A 16,108-nucleotide genomic window follows, 5' to 3' on the forward strand; every position below is an offset into this window, starting at 1 on the left:
ATGCACACAACTAAAAAAGTGTCTATTAATACGCCACATACCACATACAGGATTCAGTTTCATAAAGATTTCAACTTCTCAGACTTCAAAAGTGTAATTCCTTATCTCCGAGATCTAGGTATAGATACAATTTACGCTTCACCTATTTTCCAGTCGACTCCTGGGAGCATTCATGGCTATGATGGTGTAAATTTTAATCGGATAAATAACGAGTTGGGTAATCTAGAAGATCTGAAATCGATTAAGGATCTATTGAATAAATACCAAATTAAATGGTTACAAGACATTGTTCCTAACCATATGGCATTTCATCCAACAAATGAATGGCTTATGAATGTTCTGGAATTTGGTCAATCATCGAAATTTAGCACTTTTTTTGATACCTGTTATAGTGCAGGTTTGTTTGAGAAGGGCAAGTTGATGGTCCCTATATTGACAGATAATCTGGATGAAGCGATTTCAAAAAACGAAATCATTATCATTTTTTTGGATAATAGTCTTCAGCTGTCTTATAAGGGAAACCGTTACCCAATTTCTCCTGAATCTTATAGTGTTATCCTCAAGGATTATTTACAGGCTACACCATCTAATTTTGAGGGACTTTTGACTCAGATAAATACCGTTCAAGCCGATGGAGATCATGAAGAATGGAAAGTATTGCGTGCTCAAATTTTTAATAAACTGACGAAAAGAAAGTTAAAGAAAATTCTCGATCAATTTAATAGTAATTTGAATGATGTTGATGCGTTGGTCAACGCTCAACATTATGAACTTTGCCCTTGGTGGATCACAAACGAAAAAATAAATTTCAGACGTTTCTTTACAGTAAATGAACTCATTTGTTTAAATGTACAAGATGATAATGTATTCAATGAATCCCATAAGCTGATAAAAACACTGGTTAAAGAGGGAGTGATTGACGGATTGAGGATTGATCATATCGATGGACTTTACAATCCGACCGCCTATCTGTATAATTTGAGGAAGTCTGTTGGCTCAGCGACATACATAGTTGCTGAGAAAATATTGGAGCATGGAGAAGTGCTACCCCATGAATGGCCAATACAGGGAACAACAGGGTACGACTTCTTATCGATGTGCAATAATGTCTTAACATCAAAATCTGGAAAGAAAATTTTAGATAAATATTATACCAAATTAGTTGGCAAAAATTCATCTATTGCGGAACAACAATATTTAAAAAAGTCTGCAATTCTCAATAAACACATGCAGGGCGAGCTTGGAAACCTCACAAAGTTACTGTCAAGTATTTTACGTATTAATAGCAAAGTTAAAAAAAAACAGCTAAAAGATATTTTACAATCATTCTTATCATCTTTTCCTATTTACCGCGTTTACGATGATCACTTTCCGTTGTCTGCATCAACCTACAAATTGTTTTTATCAATTTTTGAAAAATTAACGCATATTTCTGAGCTTGACCAAACTCTGGTTAATCAGTTCAAGAATCTCTTTGAACAGGCACAGGTGAATTATCAGTCGGAAACCCAAAGTGTTCTGTTAGAATTTTTCATGCGTTGTATGCAATTGACAGGTCCTGTAATGGCGAAGGGGGTGGAAGATACTTTAATGTTTACGTATAACCGCTTTATTGGCCATAATGAAGTGGGCGATCATCCAGGGAATTGGGGTGTGAGTAAAAAGGAATTTCATAAAATGATGCAGGAGCGCCAAATGAACTGGTCGCTGTCGATGAATGCAAGTTCGACTCACGATACCAAACGCGGTGAAGATGCGCGTAGTCGTCTTTTAGTACTAACCGCTATGGCGCAAAGGTGGATTAAAGAAGTGAAAATCTGGCACGATGTCGTGCGTAGCGAATATCCAAGAGATCTTCCGCATCCAAATGATGAATACTTTATCTATCAGTCTCTGGTCTCTTCTTTTCCCATGGAACAGAGTGATTCCAATATATCCTTAGCATTTGAAAAGCGCTTTTTAGACTACTTGGTTAAATATCTCCGAGAGGGGAAAGAACGATCTAGCTGGGAGAGTCCAAATGTGGACTATGAAACTTCTGTTCAGGAGTTTGCCACTTTCCTGCTGGACAAAGACCGTCCATTTTTTACCAGCTTTTATCAGTTCTTAGAAGTGGTGGCAGATTTTGGTGTCATAAATTCGCTTACTCAGCAAATTTTAAAGTTTGCTTGCCCTGGCGTACCTGACATCTATCAGGGTTCAGAGCTTTGGAACCATAGTTTTGTCGATCCGGACAATAGAAGACCCATAGATTATAAGCGTAGGAAGGAGATTTTGTCTGCTATTGAAAATGGGGATAAAAAAATACTTATCCAAGATCTATGGAAAGATAGGTTTGATGGAAAAATTAAATTATGGTTAGTAAAAGAATTGGTGAAACTGCGTAAGGAACACCGTGCGCTCGCATCAGATGGTAGTTACGTGCCCCTTAAGGTAACTGGTCGCTTTCGCAATAATATTTTAGCATTCGCGCGTAGATCGGGTGAGGAATGGATAGTTGTAGTTGTTCCCTTAAATCTCGCAGAAACCGGCGATATCTCAGAATTTGTTCTTGGTTCGTTTGATTGGTCTGATACGAAAATTCATCTGTTATCAAACCATTCCGTGGCCTGGAAGCATATCCTTACGGGATCACAGGGCGAAGGAATGGACATTGCTGTCAATACGATATTTTCGGATCTTCCAATGGCCATCATAAGTTATACGGATTGTCCACCTCAGCGGAGCTCGGGCATTTTGATGCATGTTAGTTCAATTCCATCTCCTTTCGGGATAGGAAATTTGGGCGCAGAAGCTAGACGATTTGTGAAGCAACTTTACCGAAGCGGTCAAAGCTGGTGGCAAGTTCTTCCATTGGGCCCTACGGATGCTACACAATTCCATTCCCCTTATAGCACGCTGAGTAGCAGGGCCGGAAATCCATTATTCATAGATCTACGGGAGATGATAAAATTAGGTCTGCTCCAAAAGGATGAAATAAAACACTTAAAAAGTAAGGTGTCGCCAACGATAAATTTTGCTGAAGTAGTTTTGGAAAAATACCAACTATTGGAACATGCCTATAATCGTTTGCCAGCTCATAAAGGATTTGAATTTTCCGATTTTATAGATCGCGAATCGAAATGGTTAAATGACTATGCACTTTTCAAGGTTTTAAAAAACAAAAATGGAAATAAACCGTGGTATGAGTGGCCAAAGCCTTATAAACATCGCGAAAGTGCTGCGCTGACCAATTTTGCAGATGAATTTCGAGATGAATTACAACAAGAAAAGTGGTTCCAATTTCTATTTTTCAAACAGTGGGATGACTTAAGAAAATATGCTCGGGATTATGGCATCAGAATTATTGGTGATATTCCATTTTACGTAGCCTACGATTCAGCAGATGTGTGGGTGAATCCACACTATTTTTCCTTACAACCAGACGGAGATATGAAATCTGTTGCAGGAGTACCTCCCGACTACTTTAATGCTGAAGGCCAATTATGGGGAATGCCAACTTTTAATTGGGAATCTCTTCAACATGATGGATACCAATGGTGGATCGATCGGCTAGCGCACAACTGTTCGCTGTTCGACATTTTGCGATTGGATCATTTTAGAGCATTTTCATCTTATTGGGAGGTTCCTAGTCAAGAGAACTCTGCAAAGAATGGAAAATGGGTGGCTGGGCCTGGTGAGGCTTTCTTTGAGCAAGTTAAGATCAATCTGGAAAATATGCCCTTTATCGTGGAGGATCTCGGTGACGTCGATGCCGCTGTATATGATCTTCGAGATCGATTTAAATTTCCCGGTATGGCGGTATTGCAATTTGCCTTTGGCGAGGATATGCCCCGATCACCTCACATACCACATCAGTATCGCCGAAATTCAGTTGCCTACACCGGTACACATGATAATAATACTACATTTTCTTGGTACAATCAGGACCTAAGTCTATCGAGCAAAATAAATATGAAAAACTATTTTGGGAAAATAGTGAATAGTGAGCATGTAAATGATGTCCTTATTCGCTCAATTTATGCCTCTGTAGCCGATAAGGTTATAGTGCCGATGCAAGACATTTTAAATCTTGATGGATCATGTCGTATGAATAGGCCAGCCAGTACTGTTGGTAACTGGCTATGGCGCATGCACAAGCGAGCATTTACACCCGAAATTCAAGAAAAAATACTTAATTACAATAGATTATATAATCGTTAAACACAAAGATGGAAACAAAAATTTATACCGGAAATCCTTACCCTTTAGGAGCAACCTACGATGGGGAAGGAGTGAACTTTGCACTCTGCTCCGAACACGCTGAGGCTGTTGAACTTTATCTCTATGATAATTCAGATGAGCGAGAAATCGCTAAATTTAAAATCACGGAGAAAACACATCAAGTGTGGCATATCTATGTTTCTGGAATAAAACCTGGACAACTTTACGGTTATCGAGTACATGGCCCTTATGACCCATCAAACGGACATCGCTTCAACCCACATAAATTATTGATCGATCCATATGCAAAAGCAATTTCGGGAACCGTTAAATGGAATGATGCTTTATTTGCGTACAAAATAGGAGAAGATGACTTAAGCATGGATACAACTGATAGTGCTCCGTTTATTCCTAAAGCTGTCGTTACAAACGACAAATTTGACTGGGGTAGCGATAAGAAACCCAATATTCCTATGCATAAGAGTGTGATTTATGAAACACACGTAAAAGGCTTTACAGCAATGCACCCCGATATTCCTCAAGAAATAAGGGGAACCTATGCCGCAATGGGTCACCCTGTTGCCATAAATTATCTGAAGGAATTAGGTGTTACAGCGGTAGAATTATTACCAATCCATCACTTTTTGACGGACCGTCATCTAAAGGATAAGGGGCTCAGCAACTATTGGGGTTACAACAGCATTGGGTTTTTTGCACCAGATGTGCGCTATTCCGCCTCAGGCTACCATGGAGAACAGGTTTCGGAATTTAAAGCGATGGTTAAAGCGCTGCATGAGGCAGGGATAGAAGTTATTTTAGATGTGGTGTACAATCATACCGGAGAAGGTAACGAAATGGGACCAACACTCTCTTTCAGAGGTATTGACAATGCCTCTTATTATCGATTAGCTGACGACCCTCGTTATTACATGGACTTCACCGGAACAGGCAATACACTAAATACCCGCCAACCAAATGTACTAAGGATGATTATGGATAGTCTCCGTTATTGGATTCAAGAAATGCATGTAGATGGATTTCGATTCGACCTGGCTTCAGCATTGGCGCGTGAACTGCACGAAGTCGACAAATTGAGCTCTTTTTTCGATGTGATCCATCAAGATCCAATCATCTCGCAGGTTAAACTGATTGCCGAACCATGGGATATCGGAGAAGGGGGATATCAAGTTGGCGAGTTCCCTCCCGGCTGGGCCGAATGGAATGGAAAGTATCGCGACTGTATCCGTGATTACTGGATTGGAGCAGATAGCATGATTGCCGAATTCGCAAACCGACTTACTGGTTCTTCTGATTTATACCATGGCGACAACCGGACCCCTTCGGCCAGTGTCAATTTCATTACCGCACACGATGGATTTACGCTTCACGATCTCGTATCCTATAATGAAAAGCACAATGAGGCAAATGGTGAGGACAATCAGGATGGAGAGAGTCATAACCGTTCTTGGAACTGTGGTTTCGAAGGACCGACAGATGATCCAGCGATTAATAGCTTAAGGGAGAAACAGAAACGAAATATGCTGACAACATTGTTTCTTTCTCAAGGGGTTCCCATGCTTGTGGCTGGCGACGAATTTGGCAGAACGCAGCAGGGAAACAATAATGCGTATTGCCAGGACAATGAGATTTCGTGGTTGGATTGGACTAAAATGGATGAAAAGCAATTGGATTTCACCAAAAAATTAATCCATCTTCGTAGCGAACATCCTGTATTTTGTCGCCGAAAATGGTTTCAAGGATTACCAATTCGCGGTACAGGTGTTGAGGATATTGTATGGTTTTTACCTGATGCATCCGAGATGGACGATCATCATTGGCAGGAAGATCATGCTCGTTCACTTGCTGTATATTTAAATGGTGAAGGTATTAGATCAGTTGATAACGACGGCAAGAGAATTGTGGATGCAAGTTTTTACCTCTTGTTTAATGCGTATTGGGAAGAGGTATCATATCAGCTTCCAAACGAAAATTATGGAACTGGGTGGATTAAGATCTTAGATACGAATAACGATACGATAGAGAATTTCGGAGAGTTTGCTGCGGGTGATACTGTCTTGGTTCCGTCACGTTCCATCCTGTTATTTCAATCCCAACAATAGACTGGATAGTGTATGAGCAAGACCGAAATTAAACATGTAGGCGTTCGTTTTGAAGGCGAATCATGTCAAATCTGCGTATGGGCACCAATAGCAAAAATTGTAATTTGTCGATTGCATGACAAAAACTTGGAAATACCCCTAAAACCACAGCAATATGGCTATTGGTATGCAGAGAGTACGTTAATAACTCCTGGAGATCGGTATAAGATCGATGTGGACGGAAACGAATTCCCAGATCCGGCTTCACTTTCCCAGCCTGAAGGAGTGCACGGACCATCAGCGGCAATGGATCTCCGATTTAATTGGACTGATCAAGACTATCAGCCTCCTAAAAATTCCGAGTTCGTGATCTACGAAGTTCACGTCGGAACATTCACTTCATCTCACGACTTTGATGGTGTCATAAAAAAAATTCCGCACTTAAAGGATTTGGGTATAACTGCGATAGAGATCATGCCTATCGCACAGTTTCCAGGAGTGAGGAACTGGGGGTACGATGGGGTTTTCCCGTTTGCAGTGCAGCATTCCTATGGAGGAGTCTCAGAATTTCAGCGGCTTGTGAATGCCTTCCATGCAGCTAATATAGCTGTGATTTTGGATGTGGTCTATAACCATATCGGACCTGAAGGAAATTATTTTTCGAATTACGGACCATATTTCACCGACAAATATCATACGCCATGGGGTGATGCTCTTAATTACGATGATCGTTTCTGTCATGGGCAGCGGGATTTTGTAGTCAATAACGTCCGTATGTGGTTTGAAGACTTTCATATTGACGCTCTTCGACTCGATGCGGTGCACGCGATTAAAGATTTTGGAGCAGTCCACATCCTCCAGGAAATCCGAAAAGAAACGGACCAAATTATCATCAAGTCAGGTAAAAATCGCTTTTTATTCGTTGAGTGTGATCTCAATGATAGGCGATTCTTAGATCCATTGACAAAAAATGGCTTTAATATGGATGCACAGTGGCTAGATGAGTTTCATCACGCCTTAAGAGTGTCGGTGGGCGAACCGAAAAAGGGATATTATGAGGAATTTAATGGATTGAATGATTTGGCAAAAGCCTATGAGAAAGCCTATGTTTTCGACGGCAATTACTCTTTCCACCGGGAAAAGTTCTTTGGAACAGACAGTTTTGGTCTCGAAGGGCCTCGCTTCATCGTTTTTTGCCAAAATCATGATCAGGTCGGTAATAGAATGCTAGGAGACCGTGCGGTGACGATTTATTCTACAGCAAAAGCGCGTCTCATGGCTTTTGCCGTGTTTATGTCTCCCTACCTTCCTTTACTATTTATGGGTGAAGAGTGGGGGACGGAAAAACCTTTTCCATATTTTATAAGTCATGGCGATCCTGAGCTTGTGCAACAAGTTAGGGAAGGTCGGAAGAAAGAGTTTGAAGATTTTCTTACAAATTCCAATGTCCCAGATCCACAGAGCGAAAGTACATTTAGAGAGGCTGTATTGGATTGGGAAGAGCTCAATAGCGAACCATATCGACAACGTTTATTTTATTACAAATCTTTAATAGCATTGCGAAAAACGCACCCGTTGCTAAAAGATATACAACGGAATGAGTTAACGGTCAAATGCATCGAAGATAGAAAAATCCTTCTGCTTCGGGTGCAAAAAAAGGAGCGGGCTATCGTAGTAATCATGAACTTCTCCGACATTATACAGCGCGTAAATTTACCCGAAGATCTCAAGTGGCGATTGATATTTGATACTCATGAAACGCAAGATGAGCTTATTGTTGATACTAACGAGCACGCAATTACAGCCTATTCCTTATCACCATGGTCTGGGTACGTTTTTAGTGCTCAATAGGTTATTTTAAAAATTACAGCACTTATCTTAGCGAACAAAGGGCATACAGAGATAATCACAAATTTCAAACAAAGTATTTATTACTGTTGTTTACTATCAAAGACGGCTTGTCCAGCCATGAAGAAAGTTTAAAAGCTAGGTCCTTTCCAACCTAGCTTTTTCTCGCTTTAGGGGTTCCCGTAATGTACATATAATTGCTAAAAAAGTTTTAACAGTAGTCTTGGACGAGAGGCAACCGCGGCAATAGATAAGTACATAGAAAGCCAATAAAGAAGTGAACCCTTTTCTATGATGACCTTAAAATCCACTTTTCCCCGATAAATTTTGCCGCTCAAATGATGTTAATGAGAAATGATCTTTCGAAAGATAGGATACCTAAAATGTCAAAAAAATATGATGTTATGTAATTTTTAAGACCAAACCGATCGATCCACGAAATAAAATTCAAAATATCTTAGTGAGCAGCAAACAACAGTGATAGCGAAAAGCTAGAATTTATATTATAAATAAAACAAACGATTAATGGGTTGGAAGAGTTCCTACAAGGAATATCGAATATTTTTTACTAGGATTAGCGTGAATAGTTAGTCTATGCTTTCACAAGTCTTAACTCAATTAAAAATGTGTAAACCCATAAATCGACTATAATGAAAAAAAAAGAATCGAAAACGGAAAAGGTTGAGGCAGTTGATAATCAGAAAGTCAGCGCACTAAGACCTCATACCGCAGATGCTACAGGTCAAGAGATGACAACGGATCAGGGAGTCAAGGTGAATGATGATCAAAATTCGTTACGTGCAGGTGATCGAGGTGCAACGCTCCTAGAGGATTTTATTCTACGGGAAAAGATCACCCATTTCGATCACGAACGCATTCCGGAGCGTGTTGTGCATGCTCGAGGGTCTGGTGCACATGGTGTTTTTAAATTATATAAGCCTTTGAGTGAGTTAACAAAAGCAGGCTTTTTGAACAAAACCGAAATAGAAACGCCAGTGTTCGTTCGTTTCTCAACAGTTGCTGGATCAAGGGGATCAACAGATTTGGCACGCGATGTACGTGGTTTTGCCGTCAAATTTTATACTGAAGAAGGTAATTTCGATTTGGTCGGTAATAATATGCCGGTATTCTTCATTCAGGATGCCATGAAATTCCCAGATCTTGTTCATGCGGTAAAACCCGAACCTGATAATGAAATTCCACAGGCTGCATCGGCCCACGATACATTTTGGGACTTTATTTCTCTGATGCCCGAGTCGGCACATATGATCATGTGGTTAATGAGTGATCGTGCCATACCTCGTAGCTATCGTATGATGGAGGGTTTTGGAGTGCATACTTTTCGATTTATCAATGCCCAAGGAGAATCAAATTTTGTTAAATTTCATTGGAAACCAATGCTTGGAGTTCATTCTGTTGCATGGGATGAAGCTCAAAATATTTCTGGAAAAGATCCCGATTTTCACCGGAGGGATCTTTGGGAAGCTATCGAAAGTGGTGCCTTTCCAGAATGGGAGCTTGGCGTACAAATCATCCCTGAAGCTGACGAATTTAAGTACGAATTTGACCTATTGGATTCGACGAAGCTTGTTCCTGAAGAACTTGTACCCGTATTGCCTATAGGTAAAATGACATTGAATCGAAACCCGGATAATTTCTTCGCTGAAACAGAGCAGGTTGCCTTCCATATCGGCAACATTGTCCCCGGAATCGATTTTACGAATGACCCGCTCTTACAGGGGCGTTTATTCTCCTATACAGATACCCAGTTGATTCGGCTAGGAGGCCCCAATTTTCACGAAATTCCGATTAATAGACCTATTAGCCCATCCCACAATAACCAACGTGATGGATTTATGCGTCAACGGATCGACCGCGGTAAGACAAGTTATGGACCAAATTCATTGGGGGATAATTATCCGCTGCAAGTTAAAGAAGAGGCAGGGGGATTTAAGAGCTATCAAGAACGTATTGATGCGAGAAAAGTTCGTGCAAGAAGTGATAGTTTCCGAGACCATTTTAGCCAGGCACGATTATTTTATAATAGTCAATCTGAGCCAGAGAGGAACCACATTATCGACGCGTTCAGTTTCGAATTAGGAAAAGTAAAATCAGTTCCGGTAAGACAGCGAATGATTGGAATATTATCTTTGGTTGATAAGAGCCTAGCAGGCGAAGTAGCCGCCGCTCTGGGGCTGGAGGTACAGGAAAAGCTCGAAACTCCAATCAATAAAAGTCTACCAGCAGATGCAAATCCTTCCGACTATGAGCCTATTGAAGTTAAAGTGAAATTAAAAAAATCGGCTGCGTTAAGTATGGAAAATACTGTTAAAGATACGATTGCAAGCCGAAAAATCGCGGTACTTGCTGCTGATGGTGTAGACGCAAGTTCGCTCAAAATTGTGACAGATGCTATCCAATCAGAAGGAGGCATCGTTCATATAATCTCACCAAAGTTAGGTCAAATTACAGGTTCAGATAATAAGCCGATTCAAGTTGAGGAAAGCTTCTTGACGGCAGCATCCGTACTGTATGATGGTATATACGTGCCGGGAGGAGAGGCCAGCGTGAACAAATTACAATCCAATCCTGATGCAATTCATTTTCTAAATGAGGGTTTTAAGCACTGTAAAGCTATCGCCGCGGATTCGGAGGCCCGTCCAGTATTGGATGCTACCTATTTTCTTAGTAATGCGCCGGAGTTTGACGGAGGCTCTCCCTTGGACGCGGGGTTAATCATTGAAGGTGACGCGAAGTCTTTAGCTGATAAATTTATTAAGGCAATTGGCAGACACCGGTTTTGGGAGCGTGAAAAAAAACGTAAGGTTCCAGCATAGTCTTAAAATAAATAGCCCGCATAAGCGGGCTATTTATTTTAAGACAGTGTCATTTTGTAAAAGGGCAACTGCGGCATCATTCCCTTGTTGGGCGGCTAAGTCAACTACAGATAGCCCACGCGTGTCAAGCAAACTTGTATTTGCACCGTGTTGCAGCAAAAGTTGAAGAACTTCATTTCGACCAAACATGGCTGCAAACATGATAGCTGTGCCGCCGTTGCCATGCTGCAAATTTAAATTTGCACCATAACTTATTAATAGTTTAGCAATATCGTAATAGCCTTTGAAAGCTACTCCCATAAGCGCTGTATTTCCACCATAGTCCTGAGCATTCACATCGGCACCAGCTTCCAATAATAATTTGGCTGCGGCGAGTTTATTATTGTAGCAGGCAATTATCAACGCCGTATAGCCCTTGCTATCACGAGTATTGACATCAGTCTGCTGAGAGATCAATTCACGTAGAACTTCGATATTGCCTAAGCGAGCGGCGTGTATCATAACTTCTGAATTTTGTATCATAGTGGATAAGTTTTTGTGTTAAGTTTATTGAAATCGATTGCTGCCTTGCAACGTTTTTTCGTAGTCTGAACAAAACTGTAGGACAAAATGTTTGCCGACAATTTAATTTTATTTAAATAAACTACCATCCTTGCTGACGAGCAGTTTTTTGTAAAAAAAGCCGAACAAGGAACTGTTCGGCTTTCAAAATTTTCAGCTCGCTACGGTCACACTAGGCGGCACCGCGAATAACGCGTAGCAGTACAACAATAATAGCAATAACCAATAATACGTGGATGATATTTCCTGTAGCATAGCCTCCAAAAAAGCTGATTGCCCAAATGATAACTAAAATAACAGCGATGATGTACAATAAATTTCCCATAATTTTTGATTTGTTTCACCAGTAGAACATCGTTCGCATACGTATGGTTTGTTTTGATAAATTATTTTAGATCGATTTAAATGTTCAGTTTATAATACGGTTTGCACACTAACCTGTCAGAACTAAATCGTTAAGATACAGTCTCAACGTATTTCTAACATTTTAATAGTATATAAATACCTTATTATCTATTTATAATATCGCTCATTTTTTGATTGTTATTCATATTATATGGAATATATCCGTTAAAGCTCGCTAATTAGGCTTGGGAGAGTTGGAAAACGTATTTCTACTCGGAGCAATGTGATTTCTCTTTCAAGATAAACAGGGATTAAATTGTAGCACTTTTCTTGTTACCCTAATCGTGTAAAACCATTTTAAACAATCAGTTGAACAAAGAAAGAGGATAAGTTATGAACAATTACAATTTAAACGTACTCATTAACGAAAAAAGAAGTTTGCTTAATCATTTTGCCGCCAAATTTACAGCTGATCCGGATGAAAAGGAAGATCTGATACAAGAGACATGGATTAGAGCATTGAAGTCAATAGATGAATTTGTACAACATCCAAAATTGATGAGCTGGTTATATGTCATTATGAAGCATACGTACATCAATAAGTATCGAAAAGCAAAACGAATTACTGAAATTCAAGATCAGTACGTCGTTTTAGAAAGTACAAATACAACTGAACATAATAAAGGAATAAATAAATTCATGGCTGAAGATATTGAAAAAGCGATGACGAGCTTAACTTCAGATAATTATGAAATTTTCCGCCTGTTTTTGGACGGTTATAAATATCACGAAATCGCATCCTATTTTGATATGCCAGAAGGTACTGTTAAAACTAGAATACACATGGTGCGTAAAAAACTCCAAAAACAGCTTAAAGTGTATAGGATGAACTAGCAGTCCCCAGTAGATTACATATCAGCGAGTCAATACCTGATTTGCTGATATGTATTACTGAAAAACTACATACTTTCTAGATCAACCAACACAATGCTCACAGATCCAATGGTCTTTGATACTATTGCTCTAATCTTTCTACCGATTAAACGGATGTAGAGTTTTTAAAAGGTCTAAATTCAAGTATAATAACCTCCCTTAATTCACAGTGTTACGGACGCCTTAATGGCCTTAACCGGTCGAAAGGTATGTTGAAAAGTGCTAACCAAATGATACCCTTTCCAGAATTAATATTAATCATTTTCCGTAGAAGCAAATGAAAATTTAACCGACTTTTGAGGATAAGCCTCCATGCTTTTGCGGCTTGTGTTTTTAATGATGGTTTTTAGGCTAACACGGTCACCCAATTTATAGTAAGTTTCTACGGTCTGATAATCCAGTAGGTAAGGGCCGCAAAAATAGTTTCCATTGTCATCTTTCTCTATAACTCCTTGATAAAGCCCTTCTTTAGTCTCTTTTGGCATATTTATTTGATTTGAATCACAAAGGTAGCAAGAGTATTTGAAGAATATCATAGGAAAAATAAAATTAGATTATATTAGGGGAAAAGAGTGTCATTTCCTTGATTGTTTCCACAGAAATCGTCTTCATCGAGTTCTAAATCCAAAGAAAGAAATGTAGTGCGGTTAGAGAGTGATTTCGTCTAAATGAGTCCATTAGAAACAGAAAATATAGCATTGTTTTTCTCGTTAGATTTCTATAAATTCACCACATAAAAATAAAAGAACGAATCAGAATAAACCAAAAATAATGAACGAGTTAGAAAGTTATTTCCGGAATAATGATGCAAAATTGATTAATAAATGGATGCATTATTTCGATATATACGACAGACATTTTAGTCGTTTTAAAGGCAAAGATATCGTCGTTTTAGAAGTGGGGGTTTTTCAGGGAGGAAGCCTTCAGATGTGGAAAAACTACTTTGGTGATCGCGCGAAAATATACGGTATTGACATCAACCCGCATTGTAAGGAGCTCGAAGAACAGAATGTGGAGATATTTATTGGCTCACAGTCTGACCGAAAATTCCTGCGTCAGGTAAAAGAATCTATTCCACCGATTGATATTTTAATCGATGATGGCGGCCATACCATGAAACAGCAGATTGTGACTTTTGAAGAACTTTTTGATCATGTAAAAGATACTGGAGTTTATCTGTGCGAAGATCTGCACACATCTTATCAAGTGTTTTATGGTGGGGGACATAAAAGGAATGGAACTTTTATTGAATATAGTAAGAATTTCATCGATTACATCAACGCCTACCATTCGGAGCAAAGTGGGTTGAAAGTAAATGGATTTACACGTTCGGTAAGCTCGCTCCACTATTACGACAGTATTTTAGTTGTGGAGAAGAACCGAAGAGATGATGCGCCAATACATATGAAAACAGGAAAGGCAACAGTAAAGGATTTCAATGCAGCACCCACAGGAATTGATGGGTTAAAATGGAAAGTTAAAAAGCCTGCCTTGACGATGATCAATAAGTTGCTGCGTTTTTTTCGTATAGGTGGCTTTATGTGGCGCTAGGAATGTAAAAGACAAAAAAAAGGCGGATCAATTGATATTGATCCGCCTTCAGGGTAAGTAATCGGGCTCGAACCGACGACCCCTAGAACCACAATCTAGTGCTCTAACCAACTGAGCTATACCTACCGTGATTTTGATGTCACAAAAGTAGTATTATACCAGATATTTTCCAAATGTTTTTTAAACTTTTTAATTAAACAATTGTCTATCAAAAGATAGAATTTTTATTTTTACCAAGTTGGCGAATTTTACATTACTATTTGGATAATATTTCGAGGTTAATTGGATAAATAGGCAACTTGGTCTTTAATTTGTACAGTATAATTTATGGGAAAATTTTTAAAATTTTTAATTGTCGTAGCCATTTTGGTAGTGGGCGGTTGGTTTATCTACAATAAATACAATAGCGGTCCGTTAGTGGAAAGTAAGCATCAGTTGTTAGTGGATCGTATTGAGGCTATGGGGAAATTAGAATTGGTGAAATATCGTTATAGTGATGTTGTAGAACATAAGAATGTCAATACATTTTTACCTGATGCAAGTGTATTATTAATTGTCAAAGCGGATGCAGTAGGGTGTGTAAATCTGACGAAACTTACTCCAGAAGATATTGAAGTGATTGGAGATTCAGTCGCTATCAGGTTACCGGCTCCTGAAATTTGCTATATTAAGATTGACCACGAAGCGTCCAAGGTATATGATACTAAAATGGCCTTTATGAGAGAAGCCGAACTTGTAGATGAAGGGTATAAAGCTGCAGAAAAGGCAGTTGCAGATGATGTTAAAAAATCAGATATTCTTCAGCAAACCAAAGCGAACGCCAATACGGTTTTTAAACCACTTCTGCAGGGCTTGGGATTCACGAAAATCAATTTGACTTTCAAATAACTTTAAATAGGAGAGCTAGAAGATTTTATAATGCTCTAGCTCTCGCTAATGAATTGACTACATGTTCTTCGAATAAAAGAGAATTGACGGTTATCCAAATTCTATTGGAATGACTGTAGCAAATTCTCGTACGCTATTATCGCGTCGTCGATGTGTCTGGCTGAGGGGTCGGTGGTATTTCTCCTCTAGATTGCGCAGAGGTGGTGTCACGATATTGTATCGTTGTAGTATCATTTGGGACAGAGTCCCGCATCAGCTCTTTTGATTTCTCATCATCGGTCTTCGCGCTGTTACATCCGTAGGCGGCAAAACAAACCAACCCAACGGCAATTAATTTTGTTAAATTTCTCATATGTACTTTATTATTTAATGGTAGTATGCAGTGGCATACGCTCAACTGGAGAACAATGTTCAAATTGAAAGTGTTTCGAATTTAATTTATCTATTGTTATAGGAAAGAGGGTTGCGCTTATTTATTGTTGAAAAAATAGAATTCTAAAGAACTTTATAAAGTTGAAGGCTGTTCCTTTATGCATACCTGAAACAAATTTGGTCCTGCATATGAAATTAATGTATCATACTATATTAATTATAAAAAATAAACGAAAAAGATATGGCAACAAAGAACGAAAATCGCGTAGTCGGAACAGAAATGGAGAAGAAGAAAAAAGTTAAATTAGGCGTGAATGGCGAAGTAATACGGGATGTAAATGATAAGGATCAAGGCGATGCAGAGGCTGGGGTAGACCCCCAGGTCGATCAACTTAACGATATGCCGAACGATCCTACAGATAGGCCTAAGGAAAGTAAGAAGTAAAAGAGACCCGCAATTCAGCGGGTCTC

Annotated in this window: 11 protein-coding genes and 1 tRNA gene; 8 read left to right on the plus strand and 4 right to left on the minus strand. The window is 39.3% G+C overall.

All coding sequences use genetic code 11. The annotated features are described in order from the left end of the window. From treY to B2107_RS02215, 4 genes are all read left to right on the plus strand, one after another. The gene (gene treY, locus B2107_RS02200) at window positions 1-4,203 is read left to right on the plus strand and encodes a malto-oligosyltrehalose synthase (RefSeq protein WP_293952745.1); all 4,203 of its coding nucleotides are present in this window, start codon (window positions 1-3) and stop codon (window positions 4,201-4,203) included. Between the two features lie 8 nt (window positions 4,204-4,211). After that, a complete protein-coding gene (gene glgX / locus B2107_RS02205; protein ID WP_293952747.1) occupies window positions 4,212-6,323 on the plus strand; it encodes a glycogen debranching protein GlgX in 2,112 nt (703 codons plus the stop codon). Between the two features lie 12 nt (window positions 6,324-6,335). Continuing rightward, window positions 6,336-8,153, plus strand: a complete 1,818-nt coding sequence (treZ, locus tag B2107_RS02210) for a malto-oligosyltrehalose trehalohydrolase (protein WP_293952748.1) — start codon at window positions 6,336-6,338, stop codon at window positions 8,151-8,153. Window positions 8,154-8,800: 647 nt separating this feature from the next. Continuing rightward, a complete protein-coding gene (locus B2107_RS02215; protein ID WP_293952750.1) occupies window positions 8,801-10,987 on the plus strand; it encodes a catalase in 2,187 nt (728 codons plus the stop codon). Window positions 10,988-11,020: 33 nt separating this feature from the next. Here B2107_RS02215 and B2107_RS02220 read toward each other — a convergent pair whose 3' ends face one another. Both B2107_RS02220 and B2107_RS02225 read right to left on the minus strand, forming a co-directional pair. Further along, window positions 11,021-11,509 carry an ankyrin repeat domain-containing protein gene (locus B2107_RS02220; protein WP_293952752.1) on the minus strand — a complete coding sequence of 163 codons (489 nt, stop codon included), beginning with the start codon at window positions 11,507-11,509 and terminating at the stop codon, window positions 11,021-11,023. A 211-nt stretch (window positions 11,510-11,720) separates the two neighbouring features. Further along, window positions 11,721-11,873, minus strand: coding sequence for a lmo0937 family membrane protein (locus tag B2107_RS02225; protein WP_115048587.1), 153 nt, complete (start codon window positions 11,871-11,873; stop codon window positions 11,721-11,723). A gap of 413 nt (window positions 11,874-12,286) precedes the next feature. Between B2107_RS02225 and B2107_RS02230 the strand changes: the two genes are divergently transcribed. After that, window positions 12,287-12,787 (plus strand): RNA polymerase sigma factor, encoded by a 501-nt coding sequence (locus tag B2107_RS02230; protein WP_293952754.1) that lies wholly within the window; start codon window positions 12,287-12,289, stop codon window positions 12,785-12,787. Window positions 12,788-13,080: 293 nt separating this feature from the next. Here B2107_RS02230 and B2107_RS02235 read toward each other — a convergent pair whose 3' ends face one another. Next, complete coding sequence (locus B2107_RS02235; protein ID WP_293952756.1) at window positions 13,081-13,311, minus strand: hypothetical protein; 231 nt, start codon at window positions 13,309-13,311, stop codon at window positions 13,081-13,083. Window positions 13,312-13,597: 286 nt separating this feature from the next. On the opposite strand from B2107_RS02235, the gene B2107_RS02240 reads away from it, so the two are divergent. Further along, window positions 13,598-14,377 carry a class I SAM-dependent methyltransferase gene (locus B2107_RS02240; RefSeq protein ID WP_293952758.1) on the plus strand — a complete coding sequence of 260 codons (780 nt, stop codon included), beginning with the start codon at window positions 13,598-13,600 and terminating at the stop codon, window positions 14,375-14,377. A gap of 52 nt (window positions 14,378-14,429) precedes the next feature. Here the strand turns inward: B2107_RS02240 and B2107_RS02245 are convergent. Next, window positions 14,430-14,503 (minus strand) — tRNA-His (locus B2107_RS02245). Window positions 14,504-14,704: 201 nt separating this feature from the next. Here B2107_RS02245 and B2107_RS02250 point away from each other — a divergent pair. Both B2107_RS02250 and B2107_RS02255 read left to right on the plus strand, forming a co-directional pair. Then, window positions 14,705-15,265: a DUF4230 domain-containing protein gene (locus B2107_RS02250; protein ID WP_293952760.1), complete on the plus strand. Its 561-nt coding sequence runs from the start codon at window positions 14,705-14,707 to the stop codon at window positions 15,263-15,265. Between the two features lie 613 nt (window positions 15,266-15,878). Beyond that, window positions 15,879-16,082, plus strand: coding sequence for a hypothetical protein (locus B2107_RS02255; RefSeq protein WP_293952762.1), 204 nt, complete (start codon window positions 15,879-15,881; stop codon window positions 16,080-16,082). The last annotated feature ends 26 nt before the right edge of the window (window positions 16,083-16,108 follow it).

Origin of the sequence: Sphingobacterium sp. UBA7855, from assembly GCA_002500745.1 — a bacterium.
Classification (GTDB): domain Bacteria; phylum Bacteroidota; class Bacteroidia; order Sphingobacteriales; family Sphingobacteriaceae; genus Sphingobacterium.

Excerpts from the sequence above, each read along its gene's own strand:
- treY (WP_293952745.1), top strand. The coding sequence starts at position 1 with ATGCACACAACTAAAAAAGTGTCTATTAATACGCCACATACCACATAC.
- glgX (WP_293952747.1), top strand. The coding sequence starts at position 4,212 with ATGGAAACAAAAATTTATACCGGAAATCCTTACCCTTTAGGAGCAACC.
- treZ (WP_293952748.1), top strand. The coding sequence starts at position 6,336 with ATGAGCAAGACCGAAATTAAACATGTAGGCGTTCGTTTTGAAGGCGAA.
- B2107_RS02215 (WP_293952750.1), top strand. The coding sequence starts at position 8,801 with ATGAAAAAAAAAGAATCGAAAACGGAAAAGGTTGAGGCAGTTGATAAT.
- B2107_RS02220 (WP_293952752.1), bottom strand. The coding sequence starts at position 11,509 with ATGATACAAAATTCAGAAGTTATGATACACGCCGCTCGCTTAGGCAAT.
- B2107_RS02225 (WP_115048587.1), bottom strand. The coding sequence starts at position 11,873 with ATGGGAAATTTATTGTACATCATCGCTGTTATTTTAGTTATCATTTGG.
- B2107_RS02230 (WP_293952754.1), top strand. The coding sequence starts at position 12,287 with ATGAACAATTACAATTTAAACGTACTCATTAACGAAAAAAGAAGTTTG.
- B2107_RS02235 (WP_293952756.1), bottom strand. The coding sequence starts at position 13,311 with ATGCCAAAAGAGACTAAAGAAGGGCTTTATCAAGGAGTTATAGAGAAA.
- B2107_RS02240 (WP_293952758.1), top strand. The coding sequence starts at position 13,598 with ATGAACGAGTTAGAAAGTTATTTCCGGAATAATGATGCAAAATTGATT.
- B2107_RS02250 (WP_293952760.1), top strand. The coding sequence starts at position 14,705 with ATGGGAAAATTTTTAAAATTTTTAATTGTCGTAGCCATTTTGGTAGTG.
- B2107_RS02255 (WP_293952762.1), top strand. The coding sequence starts at position 15,879 with ATGGCAACAAAGAACGAAAATCGCGTAGTCGGAACAGAAATGGAGAAG.